20 protein-coding genes are annotated in these 24,991 nt (G+C 64.8%); 9 read left to right on the forward strand and 11 right to left on the reverse strand.

The window, feature by feature from the left end; genetic code table 11:
• Positions 1–95 precede the first annotated feature (95 nt).
• The 6 genes from BLS11_RS17935 to BLS11_RS17960 all read right to left on the reverse strand — a co-directional run bounded on the left by BLS11_RS17935 (position 96) and on the right by BLS11_RS17960 (position 7,028).
• Positions 96–2,030 carry a DMT family transporter gene (locus BLS11_RS17935; RefSeq protein WP_092539178.1) on the reverse strand — a complete coding sequence of 645 codons (1,935 nt, stop codon included), beginning with the start codon at positions 2,028–2,030 and terminating at the stop codon, positions 96–98.
• A complete protein-coding gene (locus BLS11_RS17940; RefSeq protein ID WP_092539179.1) occupies positions 2,027–2,968 on the reverse strand; it encodes a glycosyltransferase family 4 protein in 942 nt (313 codons plus the stop codon). Before BLS11_RS17940 ends, BLS11_RS17935 begins: the two co-directional genes overlap by 4 nt.
• A gap of 255 nt (positions 2,969–3,223) precedes the next feature.
• A complete protein-coding gene (locus BLS11_RS17945; RefSeq protein ID WP_092539180.1) occupies positions 3,224–3,940 on the reverse strand; it encodes a formyltransferase family protein in 717 nt (238 codons plus the stop codon).
• Positions 3,927–5,183 carry a carboxylate--amine ligase gene (locus BLS11_RS17950; RefSeq protein ID WP_092539181.1) on the reverse strand — a complete coding sequence of 419 codons (1,257 nt, stop codon included), beginning with the start codon at positions 5,181–5,183 and terminating at the stop codon, positions 3,927–3,929. The genes BLS11_RS17945 and BLS11_RS17950 overlap by 14 nt, the downstream gene beginning before the upstream one ends.
• Positions 5,180–6,238 carry a DUF354 domain-containing protein gene (locus BLS11_RS17955; protein WP_092539182.1) on the reverse strand — a complete coding sequence of 353 codons (1,059 nt, stop codon included), beginning with the start codon at positions 6,236–6,238 and terminating at the stop codon, positions 5,180–5,182. The genes BLS11_RS17950 and BLS11_RS17955 overlap by 4 nt, the downstream gene beginning before the upstream one ends.
• A gap of 1 nt (position 6,239) precedes the next feature.
• Entirely contained in the window at positions 6,240–7,028 is a 789-nt protein-coding gene (locus BLS11_RS17960) for a polysaccharide deacetylase family protein (RefSeq protein ID WP_092539183.1), read from the reverse strand.
• A 383-nt stretch (positions 7,029–7,411) separates the two neighbouring features.
• On the opposite strand from BLS11_RS17960, the gene BLS11_RS17965 reads away from it, so the two are divergent.
• Positions 7,412–8,314, forward strand: a complete 903-nt coding sequence (locus tag BLS11_RS17965) for a polysaccharide deacetylase family protein (protein WP_092539184.1) — start codon at positions 7,412–7,414, stop codon at positions 8,312–8,314.
• A 12-nt stretch (positions 8,315–8,326) separates the two neighbouring features.
• On the opposite strand, the gene BLS11_RS17970 is transcribed toward BLS11_RS17965, so the two are convergent.
• Entirely contained in the window at positions 8,327–9,418 is a 1,092-nt protein-coding gene (locus tag BLS11_RS17970; RefSeq protein WP_092539185.1) for a glycosyltransferase family 2 protein, read from the reverse strand.
• A 177-nt stretch (positions 9,419–9,595) separates the two neighbouring features.
• On the reverse strand, positions 9,596–9,739 hold the full coding sequence (locus BLS11_RS19570; RefSeq protein ID WP_175454499.1) for a hypothetical protein: 144 nt from the start codon (positions 9,737–9,739) through the stop codon (positions 9,596–9,598).
• A 63-nt stretch (positions 9,740–9,802) separates the two neighbouring features.
• On the opposite strand from BLS11_RS19570, the gene BLS11_RS17975 reads away from it, so the two are divergent.
• The 4 genes from BLS11_RS17975 (at position 9,803) to BLS11_RS17990 (ending at position 15,717) form a co-directional block, all read left to right on the forward strand.
• The gene (locus BLS11_RS17975; protein ID WP_092539186.1) at positions 9,803–11,443 is read left to right on the forward strand and encodes an alkaline phosphatase family protein; all 1,641 of its coding nucleotides are present in this window, start codon (positions 9,803–9,805) and stop codon (positions 11,441–11,443) included.
• Positions 11,444–11,450: 7 nt separating this feature from the next.
• Positions 11,451–12,563, forward strand: a complete 1,113-nt coding sequence (locus BLS11_RS17980; protein WP_092539187.1) for a lipid II:glycine glycyltransferase FemX — start codon at positions 11,451–11,453, stop codon at positions 12,561–12,563.
• Positions 12,564–12,565: 2 nt separating this feature from the next.
• Complete coding sequence (locus BLS11_RS17985) at positions 12,566–13,576, forward strand: lipid II:glycine glycyltransferase FemX (RefSeq protein ID WP_092539188.1); 1,011 nt, start codon at positions 12,566–12,568, stop codon at positions 13,574–13,576.
• Between the two features lie 500 nt (positions 13,577–14,076).
• Complete coding sequence (locus BLS11_RS17990) at positions 14,077–15,717, forward strand: hypothetical protein (protein WP_139172824.1); 1,641 nt, start codon at positions 14,077–14,079, stop codon at positions 15,715–15,717.
• A 6-nt stretch (positions 15,718–15,723) separates the two neighbouring features.
• Here BLS11_RS17990 and BLS11_RS17995 read toward each other — a convergent pair whose 3' ends face one another.
• The 3 genes from BLS11_RS17995 to BLS11_RS18005 form a co-directional block, all read right to left on the reverse strand.
• Positions 15,724–16,905, reverse strand: coding sequence for a DegT/DnrJ/EryC1/StrS family aminotransferase (locus BLS11_RS17995; protein WP_092539190.1), 1,182 nt, complete (start codon positions 16,903–16,905; stop codon positions 15,724–15,726).
• A 126-nt stretch (positions 16,906–17,031) separates the two neighbouring features.
• Entirely contained in the window at positions 17,032–18,549 is a 1,518-nt protein-coding gene (locus tag BLS11_RS18000) for a flippase (RefSeq protein WP_092539269.1), read from the reverse strand.
• Positions 18,550–18,959: 410 nt separating this feature from the next.
• Positions 18,960–19,199, reverse strand: coding sequence for a DUF7120 family protein (locus tag BLS11_RS18005; RefSeq protein ID WP_092539191.1), 240 nt, complete (start codon positions 19,197–19,199; stop codon positions 18,960–18,962).
• Positions 19,200–19,490: 291 nt separating this feature from the next.
• Here BLS11_RS18005 and BLS11_RS18010 point away from each other — a divergent pair, with 291 nt between their 5' ends.
• The 4 genes from BLS11_RS18010 to BLS11_RS18025 all read left to right on the forward strand — a co-directional run bounded on the left by BLS11_RS18010 (position 19,491) and on the right by BLS11_RS18025 (position 24,946).
• Positions 19,491–20,414: an NAD-dependent epimerase/dehydratase family protein gene (locus BLS11_RS18010; protein WP_092539192.1), complete on the forward strand. Its 924-nt coding sequence runs from the start codon at positions 19,491–19,493 to the stop codon at positions 20,412–20,414.
• Positions 20,415–20,804: 390 nt separating this feature from the next.
• Positions 20,805–21,947: a hypothetical protein gene (locus BLS11_RS18015; protein ID WP_092539193.1), complete on the forward strand. Its 1,143-nt coding sequence runs from the start codon at positions 20,805–20,807 to the stop codon at positions 21,945–21,947.
• 357 nt (positions 21,948–22,304) lie between these two features.
• Complete coding sequence (locus BLS11_RS18020) at positions 22,305–23,543, forward strand: metallophosphoesterase (protein ID WP_092539194.1); 1,239 nt, start codon at positions 22,305–22,307, stop codon at positions 23,541–23,543.
• Positions 23,540–24,946, forward strand: coding sequence for a cohesin domain-containing protein (locus tag BLS11_RS18025; RefSeq protein ID WP_092539195.1), 1,407 nt, complete (start codon positions 23,540–23,542; stop codon positions 24,944–24,946). The genes BLS11_RS18020 and BLS11_RS18025 overlap by 4 nt, the downstream gene beginning before the upstream one ends.
• Positions 24,947–24,991: the final 45 nt, after the last annotated feature.

Raw genomic sequence — 24,991 nt, forward strand, 5'->3', positions numbered from 1 at the left:
GCGTGATTCGGGAGGAGGCTTTGTTATACGACGCATAGCGCCCGACGCCGGGCTTATTGGCGTCCGAGAGCGGGGGTCAGTGCGTCATCACCCCACTACCCCACTACGATCGAACACATCTGCACGTCGCCGTTGTCGTACAGCATGTGCTGGTCCGGCGGACAGATCTGTCGCGACGAGAAGTCGCGTACCACGACGGAGTCTTCCTCGCCGGTCGCGTACATCGACGCGCCGTAGGACTGGTACTCCCTGTAGACGGTGACGCCCTGCGCGACGGGTTCACCCCGGTCGTTCAACTCTATCGGCACCGCCAAGTGCCCCCCGGCGCGCGTTATCATCGCTCGGTAGGGGTGGTCGGTGTAGAGCGGTGCGCTCGGCGACGGGTTCGTCGCCCGAATGGTGTTTATCGCCGCCAGTTCGGACTCCGTGTTCGAGTACCGCGGGTTGTAGTTATCGAACACCGGGTCGTCTATCGTCGCCTTGTCCGCGACGAGCATCGCGCCCGGGAACACCAGCGCGAACACCACGACTGCGGCGACGATGCCCCTCGAGGGGAGGTTGCGCGCCAGCGCGTACAGTCCGATGGTCCCGATGACGACCATCGGGACGTACATGAACGCTATCCAGCGACCGGGGAGGAACGTCCGGATGCCGAACACGGGCAGGATGTACGCGAAGACCATCATCCCGACGGTGGCGGCGATGAGCGTCACGCCGGACTCGCGCAGGCGACTGCGGTTGAGGACGACCAGCGAGCCGAACACCGTGAGGAAAAAGAGGAGGAAGAAGCCGAGTTCGTTGATGTAGGGGATGTACGGCGCCAGCGGACCCTGCGCCCCGGCCGCCGCGGCCGAACTGCTCCCGCCGGCGAGGTTGAGAAAGCCCGCGGAGCGAGCGAGCGTCACCTGAACGAGGACGAGCATCCGCGTGACGAACGACGTTCCGCTTATCGGCGTCAGCATCCAGTCGACGACGAGGACGACGGTGTAGACGCCGACGACGCCGAGGAGTTTCTTCGGGTCGGTCGCGCGAACGCTCGACCACCCCGTCCGCGGAATCACGTCGTACGCGAACAGGAGCGTCGCCGCCGCCGCCGACAGGAGGAGCACGAGCGTCACGAACGCCGACACCTGGTGGGTGAGGATGACGCCGATGCCGAAGAACAACACCAGCCCGTAGTCGCGCGCCGTCGCGTCGAGGTGGAAGATGCGGACCAACGCGTACACGACGCCGAGGAACAGCGCCAGACCGAGGCTGGTCGGGATGAGGTGCAGTCCCCACCGAACGACGTGGTCGCCGACGGCGAACAGGCCCACCGCGAACACCGCCCACCGGGGCGTGACGAAGAACCGCGAGATGCTGTAGACGAGGACGAAGAAGACGGACATGACCGTGCCGACGGTGAGGAACAGGGCCTGTCGCATCGAGACGCCGAGGAACTCGGTGGCGACGACGACGAGGAGGTGGTACAACGGGGCGGCGACGTACTTCACGTCGGAGATGGCAGACAGCGACCCCGCGCGGAGAATCGAGGCGGCGTACTCGCCGATGTGCGTCCAACTGTCGATGCCGATGAACCCCGGCGTGGTGTACAGGCCGACGAACCGGACGACGACGGCCAGCGCCGTTATCTCCGCGAGCAACAGCCACGGCCTGAACTCGGCTTCGTCGGTGAACAGCGCCTGACAGAGGATGAGCGAGGCGACGACGCCGCTGGAAACGAGGAACAGGGGCGAGCGCGTCCCCGCCTGAATCGCGAGGAGGAGCAAGCCCGAGATACCGACCGCGACCGCCGCGACGGAGAGTTTCGTGAACGCGACGCCGAGGCGCGGCAGTTCCGTCTCTCGCCTGTCGTACCACGTGACGAACAGGTAGAGCAGACACGCCACGCCGAGAAGGACCGGAATCGTCGTGATGTAAATCTGCGAGGAGTAGAAGCGCAGGAAGAACAACAGGAAGGCGACTATCAGCCCGACCGCCGCCGCGAGAACGTCGAGTTGGCGGCTCAACAGGTCGTGGGTGTGCTTCATGCGCCCACCTCCGTTCTCGGGGCTCCGAGGACGCTCTCGTACACCGCGATGATGTTCTCTCCCATCCGTTCGAGGCTGTACTCCCGCACGTGCTCGCGCCCGTCGAACGCGTCGCCGTCGGTCACTGCGTCTGCGACGCCGCGGGCCAACTCTTCGTCGTCGTCGCTGACGACGGCGCCCGGAATATCGGCGGCGTACTCGGCGATGTCGCCCACGTCCGTCGTCACGACGGGGCGGTTACAGGCGAGTGCCTCCCGGACGGAGTTCGGCGACCCCTCCCACTTCGAGGTGAGAAGGAGGGCGTCGGCGGCGTTCACGTACGTCGGCATCCGTTCGTGCGGGACGCCCGAAATCGTCTGGAGTTCGATATCCTCGCCGAGTCGTCTCTCGGCGCGTTCGACGACGCGTTTCGCCCGGGGGTAGTCCTTCGCGTCGCGCGCCGTGTCGTACGGGAACAGCACGTGGTTCTCGTCGCGCGTCCACCCGACTTCCTCCCGCGCCGGTCCCTTCGGCGCGGGCGAGAATAGGTCCATGTCGATGCCGTGCGGGACGACGGTGCACTCGACGCCGAGTTCCTCGCGCATCTCCTCGGACATCACGATGACGGCGTCGGCCAACTGCGCGCACCACTCGCTGAGAGCGCCGTACTGCCCCATCACGTCCGACCCCCAAAGCGAGAGGACGACCGGACGGGTCGGTTGCGCGAGGGCGGCGGGGGCGGTCAGCCCGTAGTTCGCGTGTACGACGTCGTAGTCGCCGTTCCACGCCTCTCGCAGGGTGTCCCGGTAGAACGAGGCGTACTGCCGGAGCGACCGGGTGCCCTCCGGCGGGCGCGGGACGGTCACCACGTCGCAGACGACGCCCTCGTCCTCCAACACGTCCACCTGCTGTTCGAAGAACGGTCTCCGCGTCGTGACGAGTTGCAGCGTTCGTATCATCTGTCGAATGCCCGCGAACGCGGCGTCTCTTCCGCAGCGTCGTGCTCTCTGGACGGACGGCGGCGGTGACGAACCGCGGACATCACGTTCTCACCTGCCGTTCGGGGCGGTGAGCGGCGGAGACTTCTCTAAACATAACCGAAGATAGCGGTTTCCGGAGGTTTTGTTAATAGCGGGCTACACCGTCTCCCCCGCGCTAACGGGCGTATAATAGTCCTTCTGCCGGGAAAGTCGGTGAGAACGATTGGTTCACGTTCACTCCGGCGGAATCTCCCACCGGGCGTCCGACCCGAGGGCCCACAGCGCTCGATTGACCGCGCCGCGAACGAGCACCGTCTTCCACGGCGTCAGGGAGTAGTAACTGCCCGAGGCGTTCTCGACGCCCTCGTAGCCGTCTTCGACCAAGAGCAGGGCCTCCCGAAGGAGCGTCGCCGTCGTCTCCGCGGACCGCCAGAGGATGTCCTTCGGCGTGTCGAACAGCCCGATTTTGAACCGGTCGCGACAGAGGATTCGGCCGTCGTCGAACTCCTCGGTGAGGAAGTGGACGGACGCGCCGCCCCACCGTTTGCCGTTGGCCCACTGGACCCTGTGCATCGCGGGCCCGCGGTAGTCCGGCAGGTACGACCCGTGGCAGTTCAGCGCCGCCGTCTCGGGCATCTCGATCACGTCGCCCGGAATCAACTTCGTCCACCCGCAGGAGACCAGATACGCGAACGACTCCTCGTCCGTCACCGTCTCGACGGCGGCGGCGGGCGACCCCGGGTCCTCGGCGACGGCGTAGCGGACGCCTCGCCGCCGGAGCGAATCGACGAGTCGCCCCTCGGAGTCGTCCACGACCACCCGCGGGTCGTACCGCTCTTTAAACGACGCACTCGAGAGGAGACTCTGTAACGTCACCGTCGCCTTCACCGCGTCCGCGGGCATCAGGAGGACGAGCGTTCGGCCGTCGGACTCCCCCTCAGAACGGGTCATCGCCGCCCCTCCAGAGGTTCAGCGCCCACCCCATCGACGTCGCCAGTCCGCCGGGTGCGACCCACGCGCGCAGGTCCCTCGGGTCGATATCGACGCGCGCGGGCGGCCACGCCAACGACGCCAGCGACCGGGGAAGCGACTCCTCCTCGTGTTTCAGCGAGAAGTACACCTCCCGGAGGGGGAACACCATCTCGCCCGTCTCCGACGGCGACCCCTCGAACGACTCCCGGGGAATGTCGAGACTGCTCGCGACGAGGGTGCTCGCGAAGCGATAGCCGTACCGACTCGCGAGGGCGTAGGAGGCCCAGAACTTGGGGTTTATCTCCATGAGCACCCACTCGCCGTTCGCCGCGCGCTTGTACTCGACCAACGCCACGCCGTTCCAATCGAGGGCTTCGAGGAGCGCCTTCGATTTGGCGGCGAGTTCCTCGTCCCGCAGAATCCGCACTCTCGTTCCGGTACCGCCCTCGCGGGGGATGGAGCGAACCTCGTCCTGTCCGAATTCGAGTTCCGGCGTCCCGTCGTCGAACAGGAGACCTATCGCGTACGTGTGACCGTCGCCTTCCACGTACTCTTGGACGATGATGTCGCCGCCCTCCTCGCGGTGGCGCAACTCCTCGTAGGCCTCCCAGAGGTCGTCCTCGCTCTCGACTTTCGAGACGATGTTCCGGCCGGCCTCCTTCTCGGCTTTCAGGAAGACGGGGTACGGCAGTTCGCTCGCGTCCAACTGCGGGTCGGCGTCCGGGCCGGTCGGCAGTCGGCCGTACTCCTCGGGCGTCCGGATGCCGACGCTCTCGGCGACGGCGGCGGTGTCGCCCTTGTCGAAGGCCGTCTCCAGAGCCTCCGAAGACGGAAGGCGGAACGCCACGCCGTCGGGAATCTCGTCTCGAATCTCGTCTAACACCTCGACGGTGAGGTGGCCGACGGGCAGGACGACGTCGGGGTGGAACCGCTTTATGGCGCGGAGCACCGACGCGGCGTGCTTCGCTCTGTCCTCCTCGGCGGGCGGGACGACTACTCCCCGATCGCAGTACCGCGACTGCACGATGGGGTTCGTCTCCTCCTCGCCGACGCCGACGACTCTCGCGTCCAAGTCGCGGGAGAGTTCGGCGGCTATCTGCAGGGCGTACACGTGGTGTCTGCCGAGAATCATCACCGTCGGCGGCGCGTCGCGCTTCCGCGGTTCGTTCGCTTCGTTCGGCGGCGCGGCCGTCTCCTCGGCGGGTGCGGTAGCGTCGCTCATCGGTGTGCGGCGTCGTAGACGAGGTCCAGCATGGTGTTCGTCACGTCCGGTTTGTCCTCGACGAGTCGCCGTCGCCGTTCCTCCCACGCGCCGTCGCTCTCGGGGTTCTCGACTATCTCGGAAATCTTCCGCATCGCGGCGTCCTCGTCGGCGTAGGAGAACAGCAGTCCGTACTCCTCCTCCAGTTCGACGAAGTTGTTCATGTCGCCGTCGCCGACGACGGAGTTCGCGCGTATCGCGGGCGTGCCGAGGAGTGCGGCCTCCGTGGGCATCGTCTGGGAGTCGCCGACGTACAGGTCCGCGTGGTACAGCAGGTCGTGAATCCGGTGGGCCGGAACGGAGATGCGGTACTCCTCGAACTCCGGGGGAAGTTCCTCCTCGCTCGTGATGTACACGTCGCCGCGTTCGGCGAGGTACTCGACGAGTTCTCGCTTCCCCTCCGGCGAGAGCCCCTGACTCCCCACGTCGTGGTAGGCGTCCCACCCCGCGAATCGGAGGACGAAGAACGGGTCGTCCGGTTCGACGCCGTACTCCCTGAGCACGTCGGCGTCGGGTTCGAACCAGTCGGGGTGGAGGTACGACAGTTCCTGAAAGCCGACGATGTCGTGTTTCCGGGCGGGGACGGGCACGTCGAATCCCGGCGGCGTGCATATCTTGTCCACGAACGGACAGGTCGCGCCGTGGTAGAGCGCCCGTATCGCCCGCGAGCGGAGGATGGTGTCCTTGAAGATGACGTTCCGACTGCCGGTCATCCGCGAGACGTGTACCGCGGGCGGATTGAGGCGACTCACTATCACGTCCGGGTCGAACGACCGGGCCAGAGAGAACATCTTCGCCTCCCGCTTGGCCCACTCGGCGGCGAGTGCGGGCGCGCCGCCGTCGCGTTCGGCGGTGAGGGGCGTGTGGTCGATGCCGTACTGGTCGAGGAGGTCTGTCGTTATCTCCTTCTCGCGGGACGTGACGTGGACGCCGTGTCCGTCGGCTTCGAGTTCCCAGTACGCGTTCTTGAACAGGTGAACCTGCGCCGGGTGGTTGACGTCGAACAGTACTCTCATCTCATCTCACCAAGTTGAGCACGCGCTTGCCGGCGTTCATCGTGAAGTCCTTCGCGTTCTCGACGACCATCTCGGTGGAGTCCTTCGCCCAGCGGTTCGGGTGCGTGAGGAGACAGAGTCGGGGTATCTCCCGGTTTTCGAGGAGGCCGATGAGTTCGCTCGTCTCCCCGACCTGCCGTTGCTTTCCGTCCTCGCCGACGGTGTGGTCCTTTATCTTCAACGCGCCGTCCTCCCACGTCCGGCCGGTGTCGGAGAAGTAGATGACGTCGGCGAAGTCCATCGAGAGGTACGCCTCCCCGAGGAGGCCGTACTCCTCGAACTGCCCTTCGGGGGCGGATGCCCACATGTCGCGGTTATCGTACGACGTGAGCGGATTGCCGTGCATGCACGCCGTCCGAACCTCCGCGAGTTCGCGGAGGCGTTCGAGTTCGCTCCGGAAGCTATCGTGGGCCGCCGCCACGTCGCCCTCCGCCCGGTCCATGTCCTCGTAGTGGTAGCCGATTTCGTGGCCGAGCGCGTCGATTTGGCGTATCAAATCCGGGCGGAACACCTTCTCTATCGTCCGGAAGTAGTAGGTGCTCGGCACGTCGAGTCGGGCCTCCAGACGCGCCATCGCGAGCGCGTTCTCCGGCTTCCGGTCCACGTCGTGGCGGTGGACGACGAACCGTTCCGGCAACTCGTCCGCTCGCTTCCGCGTGAGGTACTGGCGGACGGTGAGGTGGTCGTACCCGGCGTCGAGACCCGCCCGCAGGAGTTCCTCGTACCTCTCGAACGTGAACTCCCCCATCATCGGTCGTTCACCGCTCGATTCGCTCTCTCCGACCGTTCTCGCCGCCGTCGGCGAACGCTCCCGCTCCCCGCGCGGTCGTTTCGACCGCTCGCCCCGGTACGGCGACTCCCTCGCCCGGTTGCGAGCGGTCCGTCCGCGGGAGGAGACTCTCGCCCGACGTCCGTTCGTTGAATCATGTGTCTCTCCTGTTGCGCGTTAGAGCGCGCTCGTAGACTCGGTGTCGGCCGGCGTCCTTTGTTATACAACGGGTAGATTTCACGCGCGGCGAAACGGACGCAGCGGTCGGTAGCGCTCCGATACGGCCGATACGTCGTTTCAATAATGCTGTATATTTAGGGGAATACGCGCCCAATAACAATCTCTCGATTGGGTGAGAACGTACCATGGGTTCCGTCGTCATCTCCCTCGACGCCGAACTCGGGTGGGGGTACGTCGATTACGACGACCCGCCCGCCCGCGTCCGGCACGCGCGTTCCGGGTGGCGAACGCTGCTCTCGATGTTCGACGAGTACGACGTTCCCGCGACGTGGGCCGTCGTCGGTCACCTGATGCTCGAAGACTGCGACGGCGAACACGCGGACGTGCCCGCCTCGGAGGGGTGGTTCTCGAAGGAACGCGACTCCGGGCGGTTCGGCTCCGACCAGCGATTCGGCGGCGGACTCGTCAAGGCCGTCGCGGACGCGTCGGCGGACCACGAACTCGGCTCGCACTCCTTCTCGCATCCGGAGTTCGACCGGATCGACCGCGCGTGGGCGGACGCCGAAGTCGCGCGGTGCGTCGAACTCGCCGACGAACGCGGCTACGACCTCGACTCCTTCGCCTTCCCGCGGAACAGCGTCGGCCACAGGGACGTGCTCGCGGAGCACGGCTTCACCTGTTACCGCGGCGTCTCGCCCGTCGTCGACGCCGACTCGCCGCTGAAACCCCTCCGGACGTTGACCGGCGGGACGCCCCTCGACCGGCGGTCGTTGCTCGTCGCGCCGCGAACCGACGACCACGGACTCGTGAACGTCCCCGCGTCGCTGTACCTGTTCAGTTTCGAGGGGACGGCGCAGCGAATCGCCGACCCGATTCTCGGCGACCCCATCGTCCGGGCGGCGAGGCGCGGCATCGATCAAGCGGCCGACGGAGACGGCGTCTTCCACGTCTGGCTCCACCCGAACAACGTCTGGCGGGAGTACACCAGAGAGCGCGTGCGAGCGATTCTGGAGTACCTGGACGAACGCCGCCGCGACTCCGCGCTGACCGTCGAGACGATGAACTCCGTCGCGGAAGCAGTTCGCTGACTCTGATTTCGTCTACTCGCCCGCGGGCGTGTGCACCGACGGATCGGCGACCTGAACCGTCTCGATACGGTCCAGCGGATACTCGATCGCCGGGCGCGGCGGGTCGCGGAATCCCCAGATGATTCCGCACAGCGTCAGCATCTGTCCGAGGATGAGACTCACGGCCTCGGTGAACCCCTTCTCCGAGGCGAGCGCGTAGAACCCCGCCGCCGTCATTACGAGCCACCCGACGAGGAGTGGCGGCGAGAGGAGCGAGAACGCGCCGAGCGCACCCCACGCCCCGACGAGCAGTTTGTTCCGCATCCGACGGAGGTGGCGCACCAACCGCCGCGGCGAGTCTGTCGACTTTCGAATCGCCTGTCCCGCCCCCGTGACGTACCCGTTCCGAAGCCTCCGGAGGGGTTCCGTCGGCCCGGACGCGACCGGATGTTCCGCGACGACGACGGGGAGGCGACAGAGGCGGTACCCCGACTCGCCGAGTCGGAATCCGAGGTCGATGTCTTCGAGCGACCGGAGGAACGGGTCGAACCCGCCGACGGTTCGGAGCTTCTGCGCGTCGTACAGGGCCACGCCCCGAACCGCGCCGACGGTCACTACCTCGTCGTGGTCGCGGTTCTCGTTGAGGTGGCCGTCCACGGCGGCCACGTCGGGGCGCTCCCGGAGAAGGTCGCACGCCCGCGGTAACCAGCCGTCGGTGACGTCCATGTCGCCGTCGACGAACAGGACGAACTCACCGTCCGCGGCGTGCGTTCCGACGTACCTCCCCGCCGAGGGCGTCGAGAGGTCGTCCGACGGTATCTGTAACACCGTGATTGGGTACTCGCGCGCGATATCGACGGTACCGTCCGACGAGTTCGAGTCCACGAGGATGACCTCGAACGGCATCCCCTCGCACAGCTCGAACACCGAGTCGAGACACCGGGAGATGCGGTCCGCCTCGTTGTACGTCACGACGACGACGGAGACGGTGGGGTTCGCCGCGTCGTCGTCGCCAGGTTCGATCCGGCGGGCTGCCGAGGTTCCCTCGGCAACGTCTTCGGACTGCGACGCGCCGCTTCCCGCGACCGGTTCCGAGCCGACGTTTCCGACGTTGCTATCGCTCATGAGTGTGTGGGAACATAGATATCAGACGCCTCTCCGGTTGTGCAACATGAACTGCTCGATTCGGTGTCTTCCTCGCGACGGTGTTTTGTTAGCCATCTCATAGTAGTCGCGCGGTAGCGAACGCTTCCGATTACAGTCTCCTGAACCGACTCGAAGTCGTGTGTCCGCGACTGTGAGTCACTCTGCGGCGAGTTTCTTCCTCGTCGCAAACGTCGCCGCTCGCACCGACGACATCGACGCGAGCATCCGCGGAACGGCGGACCGCTTCGCCGCGGTCACCGTTTCGGGACGCGTTCGCGCGACGCTCGATTTGGCTGGCATGAATATTCCTGATCGACCATAGGAACGCTATAACAAAGCGAAATACGGCAATGGAAAGGAGTGATGGATGGGAGCCGCGGAACCGACCTGACGACGCTCTTAGTCGGTATCGATGCGGGCTGTCAGTCCGTGGTAGAACCGCTCTTCGAGGCCGGCGACCTTCCGAACCTCCGGTCGGTGTTTCGGGGCGGCGTCGGCGGACCGCTCGAATCCCAGATTCCGCCCTGGACGGCCAGCGCGTGGCCCTCGATGTACACGGGGAAGAACCCCGGTAAGCACGGCATCTTCGGATTCCTCCACTTCGACGGCTACGAGGAGGACGTCGTCAACGCGACTCGGGTCCGCGAACCGTCCCTGTGGGAACTCCTCGACCACCACGGGCTGACGAGCGTCGTCGTCAACGTTCCGGTGACCTCTCCTCCGAAGTCGTTCGACGGGGCACTCGTTCCGGGCTACGTCGCGCCCGAGAACCCGCCGTGTCACCCCGAGGGCCTCCTCGAAGACGTCCGCGACGAACTCGGCGAGTACCGGGTGTACGCGGACGTAGACGAGACGAAAGACGAGGCGACGTACCGCTCTCTCGTCCGGTCGCGCGGCGAGGCGTTCCGCTACCTCGCCGACCGGTTCGACCCCGATTTCGGTTTCGTCGAGTTCCAACAGACCGACTCCGTGTTCCACGAACACCCGGGGGACGAGGAACTCGTCCGCGCGGTGTACCGCGCGGTGGACGAACAGGTCGGCCAAATCCTCGACGCCTGCGACCCGGACAACGTCGTGGTGGCGAGCGACCACGGGATGGGACCGTACGACCGCTACGAGTTCCGCGTCAACGAGTTCCTCCGCGACGAGGGCTACGTCGAGGCGACGCAGGGAGGCGAGGGGATGCCCTCGTGGGTGAAGATACGCGAAAACCGCCTCCACGGCGGTTCGGAGGAGGAACCGGCCGCGGGCGACGACGAAGACGGCCGGAGTCCGCTCGAAGTCGCCGTTTCGACGGCGGCGAGGTTCGGACTCACGACGGAACGAGTCGCCACCGCCCTGCGCAAGGTGGGCCTCGACTCCGTCGTAGCGCGCGTCGTCCCGGAGGGCGTCCAGAGCGCAGGGATGTCCCACGTCTCCTTTCCCGAGTCGAAGGCGTACATGCGCGACCTGATCGAACTCGGCGTCCGCATCAACCTGGAAGGCCGGGAGCCCGAGGGAACGGTCCCGCAGGAGAGGTACGAGGACGTGAGAGACGAACTGATCGAGGCCCTCAGTTCGGTTCGGACGCCCGACGGCGACCCCGTCTTCGAGGACGTGGCCCGCCGCGAGAAGTACTTCTACGGCCCGGAAGCGGAGAACGCGGTGGACGTGGTGACCGTCCCCTCGAACTTCGACCACTATCTCAGCGCGCAGTTGTACGGCGAGCAGTTCGGCGACCCGACCGAACCGTGGAACCACAAGCGGTTCGGCATCGTCGCCGCGCGGGGCGAGGCGGTGGACGAGTCGGCCGGGGTGCGCGGAGCGCACCTGTTCGACGTCGCACCGACGGTTCTGGCGACGTTCGGGCTTCCGGCGGACGTGCGGATGGACGGCGACCCGTTGGACGCGGTGGAGGCCGCCGGCGAGACGGAGTACCCCGACTTCGACTCCCGCGAGACCGTCGAAACGGACGACGACGCCGTGGAGAAGCGTCTCTCCGACTTGGGGTACCTCGACAACTAACAGAACAATGGCAGACTTAGCGTTCCGAGCACACGACAGCATCGACGCGGTGAACGAAAACCAGTGGAACCACGTCGTCGAACACTCGACGAACGGGAGCGTGTTCCACCGCTACGAGTGGCTGAAAGCGGTGGAGGACAGCCTCGACTACGAACCGAGACACGTCACCGTCGAGAAGAAGGGGAATCCGGTCGCGGTGTTTCCGAACTTCGTCACGGACATCGACTTACCGTCCGTCTCGTCGCTGTTCGAGAACACGCCGCTCTCGTCGGTCGGAGACGCCGCCACGGCGATGCCGTCGCTCGAAGAGGCACCGCTCAGGCGGGTCATCTCCGCGACGCCGGGGTACGGCGGCCCGGCGATAACGACGAACGAGGAGGAGGTCCTCGAACTCCTGATGGAGAGCGTCGACGAAATCTGCGACGGGAACGTCCTCAACCACGTCATCAAGGCCAAGGAGACGGAGTACATGCGGTACGGGAAGTTCCTCGCAAAGCAGGGGTACCAGCCCAAACTGACCGACTGCCGCTTCGAGATAGACCTCACGTACGACTGGGACGACATCGAGGCGAACATGGCCAAAGAGCGGCGCAAGGCGGTCAGAAAGGGCCGGGAGTCGGGGACGACGGTCCGGGAGGTGGACCTGACGACCGACGAACTCAGAGAGACGTACCGCCAGTACCGGGCGAACATGACGCGCGTCCGCGGCCACGTCTACCCCTTCGAGTTCTTCGAGCGACTGGCGGAGGAGATTCCCGACCGCACGAAGATATTCGCCGCCGAAGCCGACGGTGAGGACGTGGGTCGGTACGTCTACTTCCTCGACGACGAACGCGACACGCTCCACTACTACTTCCCGGCCATCGGCGACGAGTCGAACTTCGAGCACTACCCCTCGGAACGCCTTCACGAACACGCCATCAAGTGGGGGAAAGAGCGGGGGTACAACTACTACGACTTCGGGAGCACCGGATCGACGTTCAAAGACGGCGTGTTCCGGTACAAGGAGAAGTACGGCGGGCGACCGATTCCGACGCTCCAGTGGGAGAAGGGACAGTCGCCGCTGCTTTGGGGCGCGTACAAGCTGGCGCGGAGCGCCTACCGGAAGAAAGCATACTGACAATGAGCATCGAAATCGAAGAGATAGGCCGAGACGAGTACGGTACGTGGGATAGCTACGTCGAGCAGTCGCCGAATTCGAACCTGTTTCACCAGTCGAAGGCGCTGGAGCTCCAATCGGAGTTCTCCGGGGCCGAACTGCACGCCCTCGTCGGGTACAAGGGACAGGAACCGGTCGGTCTGTTCCCCCTCTTCGAGATGGAGAAGGGACCGTTCACGGCGGTGTTCTCACCGCCGCCGAAGCTGTGGATTCCCCGTCAGGGGCCCGCGCTTCTGAACATGCAGAAACTGAAGCGCCGGAAGCAGGAACGCCGCCTCAAGCGCTTCATCGACGGGTGCGTGGAGTGGCTCGACGAGAACGTCGACCACGACTACGCGGAGATTCGAACCGCGGGCGACTACCACGACGCTCGTCCGTTCAAGTGGAACGGGAGCGAGGTCACACCCGAGTACACGTACGTCGTGGACCTGACCGTCGGCGAGGACGACCTGCTGGGGCAGTTCAGCAGCGACGCCCGCAGCAACATCCGCAACACCGACGAGGACTCCTACACCGTCGAGGAGGGGACCGTCGAGGACGTAGACCGCATCCTCGAACAGGTGCGCGACCGGTACGAGGCGCAGGGGAAGGCGTTCAACATGGTCCGCGGGTTCGGCCGGAGCCTCTACGAGGCGCTCCCGGAGGGGCAGATTCGCCCCTACGTCTGTCGCTCCGACGGCGAGTACCTCACGGGTATCCTCGCGTTCGAGTACGACGGGCGGACCCACCGCTGGCAGGGCGGCGTCAAGCCCGACTTCGACGTGGACATCCCCACCAACGACCTGCTCGATTGGCACATCATGAGCGACGCGATGGACCGCGGCCTCGACCAGTACGACCTCGTCGGCGCGGGTAACCCGCGACTCAACGAGTACAAATCGAAGTTCGGACCCGAACTCGAACTGTTCTACGACATCGAGCACGGTTCCCGACCGGCGACGGTGCTGGTCGACCTCTACCGGCGGTTCGCCTAACCCCGCCTCGCACCGAGGCCGCGCGCCGGGTTCGACCCGCCCCTTCATCCCCGTTTTCGGTTCTAAGCCACCCTTTAGTGTCAGACGAATACAGTGTATTGGCAAATATTGCCGGTCGAAAATACGCCGCACGCGGCCTCGAAGTAATGTCATTATGAATGTAGGAAATGGTAATTAATCCGGTAGGTGTGTTCAATTTATCAGATATGTAGTTTCGACACAACTCGCATCGAGGCGAGCGTGACGGGTCGCCACAGTCCTGCGATAACTCCCTGTTAAGGGTTCGCCGATGGGGGTTCCGAGCCGCAAATTCGTACATTGGAATTTTAATGTTTTGGCGAAAATTTATTTGAATCACAGTCTATTTTTAGTTACTATACTAGGTTCTGAAGTATTCATGGATGGGAAAATTTATAACCTAATGCTCATCCTAAACGGGTGTAATGAGGCGTGAAACCGACGCGGCGCGAAGCACGGACGATACAGAGGGAGGCTCTCTCATGGGCCGTCGACCCTATCTCAAACTCGCGGGTGCGGCGGTCGGGGCAATTGCCCTCGGGAGTTCGAGTGCAAGTGCGGCAGATACGTCCGTCGTCGTCGTTGATGGACGGGGGGGAACCGACAAAACTCACTATGTCATCGAAGTGAGTGATTCGATAAAGAAGATTAACACTTCGGTCGCAGACACGCTGTCCGATTCGGTTTCGGACACGAAGGTCGAAGGGAGTGTCGCCGACGGCGTCGACGCTTTCGAGTACACCGGCCACATCACCGAGTTCGACTTCGACGGCTCGGCGAAGGTGACCACGAAACCGACGCTGAAGGACGTTTCGTCGGACCTCGTGCCGGAGGAGACGAGCAAGAACAAGATCGAGGTCGTGAGCGACGGGTCGATAACGTACGAGTTCACCACCTCCGGGAAGATAACCAAGCTCTTCGACAACGGGAAGAAGAGCGCCGAGAAGGAGAACGACTCGGTCACGGAGAACGACGACGGGACGTGGTCGGCGTCCGGATTCACCGGGAACGGCTACGGCGACGGCTTCGAGTTCGAGGGCGAACTGAAGGCGTTCAGCCCGAACTCGGACGACTTCAGGCTCCTCCTCAACGGGAAGGAGGTGTCGCCCGAGGACTTCGGCGACGTCTCGAACGACTCCGGCTCCGACTCCGACTCCAGCAGTAGTTCCAGCGGTAGCAACGAGGCCCACATCGGCGGCGGCGAGGGCTACTCGAACGTGGTCCCCGAGTCCGAGGCGACGGAAGTCGTCTCGAGCCTCTCGGACCTCAAGAGCGCGCTCAACGGCGCGTCCAGCGGCGACGTGGTCTACGTCGCGGGCGACGCCGAAATCAACATGCGCGAGTCGAAGCTCACCGTCCCGAGCGGCGTCACGCTGGCCTCGAACCGGGGTATCGGCGGCGCGAAGGGCGCCCGACTCTACACCAAGGGCCACCCGTGGGGTATGCTCACGCTCCAGTCGAACTCCCGCGTGACCGGGCTCCGCATCGCCGGTCCCCGGTGGGACTGGGTCGACGAGACGGAGACCACGGAACTGGGACTCGACGCGGCCGGCTCCGGCGTCGAAGTCGACAACATCGAAGGGTACGGGTGGGGCTACGCCGTCGTCCGAACCGCGGACGACACGCACGTCCACCACTGTCACCTCCACCACTGCTCCCGCATGGGCCACGGGTACGGGATCGCAACCGAGGGTAGCGACTACCCCATCATCGAGTACAACAAGTTCGAGCACAACCGCCACAGCGTCCAAGGGAACGGCGGCGGCTACGAAATCCGGTACAACGTCGTCGACGTGCCGGCTATCAGCCACGTGTTCGACCAGCACCGCCCGGGCGGGAAGACGATGAAGATTCACCACAACACGGTTCGCGTGGTCAAGGACGAAGGCGGGCGCAGCGGTTCGGGCAACGCGCCGGCCGTCGCCATCCGGGGCGTCCCGGACGACGTCGCGGACATCCACGACAACTGGTTCTTCAACGACAAGAAACCGCGCAGCAGTCCCAGCGGATGGACCGACGAGGCCATCATCCAAGTCCACACGGACAGCTGGCAGAACGTCGAGTTCAACAACAACCACTACGGTTCCGACGAACCGGCGTCGGACATCGGCCACCCGCGGTAACGCCGCTTACGGGCGTTCGACCGCGCTCGGACCGACGTTCGACCGACCGACGGAGGAGAGTTCGGACTCGGTAGCCGAGACGAGGCAGTCAACGGTTCCGTCGGGCATCTGGTGGTGAACGGGGAAGACGAGCGTCGAGGTGCGGAGGACGTTCGTCGCCGAGTACGCCTCCAGAACGCGTCTTCCTTCTTCGAGCGGCCAAATGTACCGAGTGACGGGTAACCCGCGCTTCCGAAGCGACTGATACAGCTTCTCTCGACGCTCGTGTCCGCCCGGGAGTCGTACCGCGACGCCGAAGGGGCAGGCCCCCTCGTGCGCTTCGGGCGTCAGGACGGTCAGTTCCTCTATCTCCTCCAGACGTGTCCTGAGCCGTTCGTACAGGTCGCGCCTCGTCCGTTGCACGTCCGGCGGCGAGGTGTGGGTGAAGCCGACGTTCGATATCCACCCCGGGAGCTTCGGCGGCCACGCCTCCGCCGGCGGGTCGCATATCTTGCCGTAGTAGTACTCGAAGGTGTGGTACGCGCCGTTTCCGTTGAGCGACCTGACGAACGGCCGGGCGTCGACGCTGTCGATGGCCGTCGTCGCCGCCAGCGTCAGCAGGTCGGACATCTCCGACACCTGATCTGTCGGCGGCACGGGCGCGGCGTCGCGCGTCACGAGGAGCCCCCCGTTCGGCGCCGGAAGCGTCTTGTGGAGGCTGTAGAGCGCCGCGTCGCCGGTGGACCCCAACAGCCGTCCGTCGGCGTCCCGACTGAACGCGGCCCGCGAGCAGTCCTCGATGACGGCGGCACCTACTTCGCGGGAGACGTCCACGAGTCGCCGGAAGTTCGGGTCGGCGAAGCCGAGGTAGTGGGCGAACAGGACGACGTCCGGTCGGACCTCCCGGATTCTGTCGGCCACCTCGTCGAACGGGTACGACAACGACTCCGAAATCGGGTAGTACTCCACGTCCAACTCCGCCTTCCGAAACGGCCAGACCGCGCTCTCCGGGACGTACGCCGGGACGAGAGCCGTCCCCTCGCTCAGGTCGAGATTCTCCAGAAAGGCGTACGCGCCCGTCCGCCCGTACGCGTACAGTTCTTTTCGACCCGCCGGGACCCACTCGTCGTCGGCGAACCACGACGGAACCCCCGGGTCCCGGCCGTCGAGCCAACGGAGACGAACAGTCGGTTCGGTAGATACGAACATTATGTCAATTTTCGAGGAGTTCGGATCGACGCGCGCCGAACATTCCTCGGAAGTGACTGCCACTTACGGCGACAGATACATGGTTTTTCTCGTGATAACGGCTTTACTAGTCATTTAACTTACCTGTTACTCCTGGCGCCACTGTTGGACGCTCTGAGACCAGTTGTCGATGGGCGACGGGAAGTACGAGAGGACGTTCAGCACCTCCTCGACGCTGACCGCGCCGACGGCGAGTGACGCGACGGCGTAGACGACGAATCCGACGACGGGGACGACGGCGAGCGCCGCCATATCGCTCGCGAGCACCCAGTCGGCGGCGTAGATGACGGGCGCGGCGATAGCGCCCGCCGCGAGGATGCGCGGCGCGCGGAAGTCCTTCAGGGGGTAGTAGCCGAGGTGTCGGGCGCACCCGACGTGCATGAGGAGCATCGACCCGTACCCGATGCTCGTCGCCGTCGCCGCGCCTATCATCCCGAACCGGGGGATGAGCAGGTAGTTCAACACGAGGTTCAGTGCCGCCGACCCGGAGGTTGCGACGATGATGGGCTTCAGGTCGCCGTTCCCCTGACTGACGGCGTAAATCGGCCGCGCGAGGGCGAACCCGACGACGCCCGGAAGCAGGAACAGGAGCGGTCGAATCATCGGCACGAAGTCGGCACCGTAGTAGTAGGGTACGAACCGGTCCGCGAGGACGGCGACGCCGATGGACATCACGACGGCCAAAAGCGCCGTGTACCGGATGATACGGGTCGTCAGAGAGCTGATTCGGGCGTACTCTTCGTTCGACCAGAGCGTCGATGCGGAGTGGAGCAACAGGGCCTGCAACGCGATGGGGACGAACCAGATGTACTCGGCGATGGAGAGGGCGGCGCGGTAGTACCCCGTCTCCTCGCTCCCCAGGAACATCCGCATCATGATGATGTCCGTGTGGTACAGCGACATCACCAACAGGACGAGCGCGATGTTCAGGACGTTGAACGTCAGGAGTTCGTTCCGCGACACCGACTCGGCGGTTCGCGAGACGACTTCCCGGATCGACACCCGGTTGAGGATTATCCACAGTCCGATGACGGCGACGACGGCGTCGCCGAGGATGTTGCCGAGGAGGAACCCCTCGACGCCGAACCCGAAGAAGTACCCCAGTCCGAGTCCGGTGCCGAAGAGCAGTATCTTGCCCACGACGCGGAGCGGTTCGGAGTACTCCTCCAAGCCGAACCCCATGAGCGTCCGTCGCGCGAACGCGCGGTACTGCGCGGCGACGACCAACGCGGCGAGGAGGTAGAAGTACAGGTCGAAGCGCGCGCCGAGTTGCCGTTCGACGATGCCGAGTCGCGTGACGCCGACGACGCAGACGACGCCGAGGGCGGCCAGTCCGGTCGCGAGCTTCAGGTAGAACCCGACGACGTTCGACCGCCACTCCTCGAAATCTCGCTCTTCGGCGGCGAACTTCTGGACCCCCTCGGTGACGCCCGAACTGAAGAATATCATCATCACGGAGAACACCGACAGCAGGAAGGCGTAGTCCCCGTACCCGTCGGGGCCGAGAACGCGGACGACGAAGGGGAGGGCGACGATGGAGATGACGGAGGTGAGCATCTTCCCGCTGAATATCGAGAGAAAGCCCTTGACGATGCTCCGACTCACGGCGTTGGCTCCCGACTCGTCTCCGAACGCTTCCTCGACGCGCGGTTCGCCGAACGGTCGGAGAAGCCCGGCCCGGAACGCGGACTCACCGACCGGTGTTTCGACCCCTCGAACCGCCGGACGGTGACTCGCACTCTGTCGCGCATGGAGGTAGTGAGTGTGACGTACCCCGCGCAAGGGCGATTGTTATATCTCGTATAATCGAATCAGCCGAAAACGGCGGCGAAGAGTCTCCTACTGGTTATGTTCTGAACGATGTGTAAGTCGCTTCGAGGCGGGTGTCCGCGTCCCGGACGTCGCCCTCTCCGCCGCGTCCGTCGCGTCGGTCGCTCATCCCGAACCGGCCGACGGCGAACGGGGACCTCCCGAACCGTCGGTCTCCGCCGAGGAGTCGCCGTCGCCGCGGCGACTCAGAGGCGGTCGTCTTCGATGTTTCCGGGGTCGTCTGCGGTGTCGAACAGGTTGTTCTCGGCTCCCTCCATGAAGTCGTCACCGGGGGGCGAGTCGTCGACGACGTCGACGTTGTAGGCGTCGATACCCATGCTTATCAGTTCCTCTACCGCTTGTTCCTCTGTCACGAACTCCTCGTCGACGAGGTGTTCGAATTCGCTGAGCAGTTCGTCGGGGAGCGACACTTCGACAACGGGCATAAAAGGGGATTTGCACTCCTCCTACTTGAACTGCAGGATAGGACAGTCGAACTGACACCGACGAGTCCCGCGAGAGGGGCCGACGGAGGGGCGGAGGCCGACGGCCGCCCGGTCGCCCGGTAAACGCCGCCTTAAAAGCGAACGCGGTCGCCGTCCACGTCGTCCCGCGCCGGCGTCGTCCCGCGCGCGAGACGGGTCACCGAACGCCGTACGTCCGCGAGTTGGGGGTGCCTCGCAGTCCCGGCGGACGGCCCGAAGACGCAAGTGTCGCTGATTTGTCCGTCCGATACGATGCTCGAATCGAAACTGGAGGGCGCGTCCGTTCTCGTCACCGGCGGCGCGGGGTTCATCGGCGGCCACATCGCCGAGACGCTGGCGGACCGGGCCGACGTCGCCGTCCTCGACGACTTCTCGACCGGTACGGAGGGGGCGGTTCCGTCGTCGGTCGAGACGTTCGAAGCCGACGTCAGGGACGCCGACGCCGTCGAGGACGCCGTCGCGGGGCGCGACGTGGTGTTCCACGAGGCGGCCATCGTCGACGTCGCCCAGTCCGTCGAGACGCCGCGTCCGTGTCACGACGTGAACGTGGACGGGACGCTGAACGTGTTGGAGGCGGCGCGCGAACACGACGCTCGAACGGTCGTCGCGTCGAGTGCGGCGATATACGGCGCGCCGACGAGTACGCCGATAGACGAGTCAGAACCGACCGACCCCGCGTCCCCGTACGGCATCGACAAGCTCGCGGTGGACTACTACACGCGCCGGTATCACGACCTGTACGGACTCGATACGGTCGCACTCCGGTACTTCAACGCCTACGGGCCCGGGCAGTCGGCGGGCGACTACTCGGGCGTCATCGACGTGTTCTTCGAACAGGCGCGCGCGGGCGAGGCGCTGACCGTCCACGGCGACGGCGAACAGACGCGCGACTTCGTCCACGTCGACGACATCGTGCAGGCGAACCTGCTGGCCGCGACGACGGACGACGTCGGCGAGGCGTACAACGTCGGCACCGGCACCTCCGTCACGATAACCGAACTCGCCGAGGAGGTCAAAGCCACCGTCGGGTCCGACTCGTCCGTCGTCCACACCGACCCCCGCGACGGAGACATCCGGCGAAGTTGCGCCGACATCGCACGGGCGAGGCGAAAACTCGGCTACGAACCGACCGTCTCGTTGGGCGACGGCCTCTCGACTCTCGCCGAGGACGAGTGAGCGCCGCGCCCGCTCAAAAATCCAGTTTCGAGACTATCTCTTCCTCCCCGATACGTTTACTCCCGCGTTAATTGCGATTTTGGTGGGTTCCGTCCCCTCCTCGATGCGACACCCCAATTCAGACACTATTCTGATAGATATATTAGGGTCTGAGTGACTTGACACGACACATGAACGATCTGCCGGGCAAACGGGGTGAAAACGTCGCCGAGAGTCGATTGAGTAATGTACGGGTCCCGAGAATACATCTCTCAACCCACATTCATCTCTCGATATGTGACCTATTTTGGGTAATATAACAATAGGTGGCTCTGGCCTATCGGAACCCACAATGTACCGTTCTCAGAGGCAGTCTGCGGTCTTCGATACCGACGGAAGGAGAACGAACGAATGACACGACACTACTACGACTTCTTCGGTGACCTGCTGGTGGAGGTGGTCGGACGCGACGGCCGCACGGCCACCCAGTACCGGCGGATGTTCGACCACTTCAAAGTCTCTTCGCCCGACCGGGAACCGGACATGGTGATTCGGGAGACGACGGACGACGTGGACCCGGAGACGGTTCTGGGCCTCCCGAACGACTACTACGGGTGGACGGGCGAGAAGTTCGTCGTCTGCAACGGCTCCGACTACATGGCGGCGCGACCCGGGTGGAACCAAGTGGACGTGACCACCGGCTTCGAACCGTTCTACCTCATCTACCCGATGGAGCTGAAGATTCGGCAGCAGAGAGTCGAACGGGAGCAGGCGCTCATCCACGCATCCGGCGTTCAGATAGAGGGACAGACGACGCTGTTTCCGGCGTGGCGCGGGGCCGGCAAGACGAACACGCTCCTCTCTCTCATCCGGCAGGGAGCGGGGTTCCTGTCGGACGACCGCCTCTGGGTCGGCGCGGACGGGTCCGCGTACGGCTACCCCCTCGGAGTGAACCTCGGGCCGTACAACTTCGATTCGTTCCCGGAACTCGAACGCCAACAGGAGCACGACGGCCTCGAGGACAGAGTCCGTCAGGAGGTGTACGAGTTCCTCGACAAGCAGTTCGACAAGAGCGGGTCCCTGCCCGAGATGGGCATCGCCTACCTAAACGAGATGCTCCTGGCCGACGACGACCGGACGTTCAACGACGTGGCGTCGGTGTACCCCGGCGCGGAGTTCGTCGAGGAGTCGACCGTGGACAACGTGATGTTCCTGCAGGCGGCACCGGACACCGACACGGTAGCCGTCGAACGGATCTCGACCGACGAGGCGATGGCGGACGCCACCGCCATCTCCAACTTCGAGTGGGACGGCCGACTCCGGGAGTACTTCCACGCCTACGACTCCCTCGTCGAGGGCGGCAACATGGTCGAGACGTTAGAACAGGTCATCGAAGGCGAGCGAGCGGTGTTCCGCGAACTGTTCGAGGACGTGCCCATCTACCGAGCGAACATCCCCCGGGTGCGTAACTGGGACGAACGCGGTCTTCACGCCGCCATGGCGGATACGGTGCAGTCGCTCGAAACGCGCGAAGCGGTACAAACGATACACTAACCCGGAAACCGGTCTCTGGGATACGACCGTGAGACGGCGGCCGTCCGACTCTTCGTCGGGTTCCGCGACGCCGTCGCGTCGTCGTTTTCACTTCGTTCCGAACTGCGACGCCCACTCCGGTTTTCCCACCCTCATCTGTAATTTAACAGATATATAACTATCGGTGCTCCGGGAATACCGCCTCATCAGAACTACTTGCGATGCATAAGATAGAATCTCGTCTTACCAGTAAGAAAATAGAACTGTCTCGGGAGCTCTCTCCAGACTGCAGACGGTCGTCCGAGCGAGCGACGGACGGTCTCTCGGGGAGTCCCTCGCTAACCGCTCGGCCGTACGGTCGCGTGAGGGTGTGAACGGATGAGCAGTGATTCCGATACCGCCCGGTTGGCCCCGACGAGACGAACGGTTCTCGGAGCGCTCGGGGCCGGTGCCGGGTTGACGGCGTTCGGTTCGGCGCTCGGTTCCGCTCAGAGTTCGGACCACTGGACCATCGTCGTACTACCGGACACGCAGATTTACGCCAAGCGCCAGTCCCCGTACGCGGGCGACCAAACGCAGTGGATAGCCGACAACCGCGACTCCGAGAACATCGCCTTCGTGACTCACGCCGGCGACGTGGTCGACCACGGCGACGTCGATGCGGAGTGGAAGCACATGGACAAGGCGTTCTCGGCCCTCGACGGGACGGTTCCGTACTCCGTGGTTCCGGGGAATCACGACTGGGCCGTTATGGCGGACCGGACTTCCTCAAGCGCCAAGTACAAAGAGTACTTCGGCCCCTCGCGGTACCAGGGTCGAAGCTGGTTCGGCGGCGCCGGACCGACTACCGACAACCAGAACCGGGAGAACCTCAACACCTACCAGTTGTTCTCCGCGGGCGGGCACGACTTCCTCCACCTCGGACTGGAGTGGGAACCGCCGGGGAGCACGGACGACCCGTCGACGCCCCTCGGATGGGCGCAGCAGGTACTCGACAACAACCCGGACCGACCGACGATACTCACCACGCACTCGTACCTCAAAGTTGGCGGCGAACGGGCGAAGAGCGTTCAGGAGAAGAACGGGTACGGTAACGCCGGTCAGACCGTCTGGGAGGAACTCGTCGCGCCGAACCCGCAGGTGTTCATGGTCGTCGGCGGCCACTGGCACAGCGGAAACGACGGCGAATCACACCGGGTCTCGACGAACGATTCCGGAGGGAAGGTCTACGAGATACTGGCTAACTACCAGGACCGGACGAACGGCGGGTACGGTCTCCTCCAACGCGTCGAGTTCCGACCGGGAGGCGGTGACCCCGACCGCATCCAGGTGCGCACCTACTCGCCCTCTCGGGACGAGTTCGAGAAGGACGGCGACAGCGAGTACGGTTTCGACCTCTCCTTCGAGGAGCGCTTCGGAACGTCCGGCGGCGACGCCGCCGGCGGCGATGTCGACGGCGACGGCGACGTCGACGACGACGACGTTGAACTCGTCCAGCGGTCGGTAGCCGGCGAGGACGTGGGTATCGACGAAAGCGCGGCGGACGTCGACGGCGACGGAGACGTCGATATCGGCGACGTCGTCTCTATTCGGGACGCGACGGAGGGTGGCAAATGAAACGCGCGAACGCGCTCGTGGTCGCCTGCGCCCTCGTCGTTCTGGTGGGTGCCCTACCTGTGGCGGTCACCTCGGCGGGATCCGCGTCGACGACGGCGATTACGCTCGGAGACAGCGCCACCGTCACCGATGACTCCGGCGAACAGACGGTAACGATGACCGTCCGGGCGGACGCGACGGGCGTGCGCGGCTATCAGGCGAACGTCACCTTCGACCCGAGCGTCGTACAGGTGCAGTCGGTCTCGAAGAGCGAGGACTTCGCGAAACCGGTCGCGAACGTGAACAACGAGGCGGGCTGGGTCTCGTTCAATCAGATCCGCTCGTCCGAAACTGACGGCCCGGCACTGGCGACGATTACGTTCACGGTGACCGGCGACGCGGGCGCTTCCACCGAAATCTCGTTCGTCGAGGAGGACACGAAGTTCGCCGACGGAAGCGGCGAGACGTTCTCGCCGCAGGCGTACAACGGCGTGGAGGTGACCGTCGACGATTCGACGCCGACGTCCACCCCGAACGGGACGTCTACGGTCACGTCCACCCCGAACGGTACTGCTACGCCGAACACGACCGCCACGCCGAACGTGACGTCTACACCGAACACGACGTCTACGCCGAACGGGACGTCTACGGCCACGTCCACCCCGACCGATACGCCCTCTTCCACCCCGACCTCTACGGAGACTTCGGAGGATGGCGGTGACGGCGACGCTGTCGCCGACGAGGCGAACAGTGGTGGAAACGGAGGTAACGACAACGTGAACAGCGGTGGCGGAGGCGGCGGCGACGTCAACAGCGGCGGAGACGACGATGACGACGACGACGGCGGAGACGCCGGGGGCGGCGGAGACAGCGGTTCGGTCTCCACCGGCGAACCCTCGCTTGCCGTCACGAACGTGACTCTCAACACGTCGTCGCCGGTCGAGGGTCGCCCGGTGACCGTCTCGGCCGTCGTCGAGAACACCGGCGACGCCGACGGGAAACTCGACACGCAGGTGTACGTCGACGAGAACGCGACCGAAGCGAACCGGACCGTCGAGGTGGCGGCCGGAGAACAGCGCGAGGTGAACTTCTCGCTCCAGTTCGACTCGCCCGGGACGCACACCGTCGCAGTCGGTAACGCCTCCGTCGGCAACGTGAGCGTCCAAGCGGCGAACGCGACGGACACTCCCTCGTCCACGGCGACGGAGGCGTCACCCGAAACGGCGGATTCGACGGTGACCCAGTCTGCGACGGCGACGTCCGCGGAGGAGTCCCCCGCGTCGGCCGCGACCGAGACCGTAACCGAGTCCACCTCGGGCGAGGAGACGTCCGGGTCCGTACCCGGGTTCGGGTTCGGCATCACCGTCGGTACCCTCGTCACCCTCGCCGGATGGGCGGGGATGCGGCGTCGGAGGGATACCTGAGAAGGGCGCTTACTACCTCATAGAATATCTGGGACGGCAGTAACC

Origin of the sequence: Halopelagius longus, from assembly GCF_900100875.1 — an archaeon.
Classification (GTDB): Archaea; Halobacteriota; Halobacteria; order Halobacteriales; family Haloferacaceae; genus Halopelagius; species Halopelagius longus.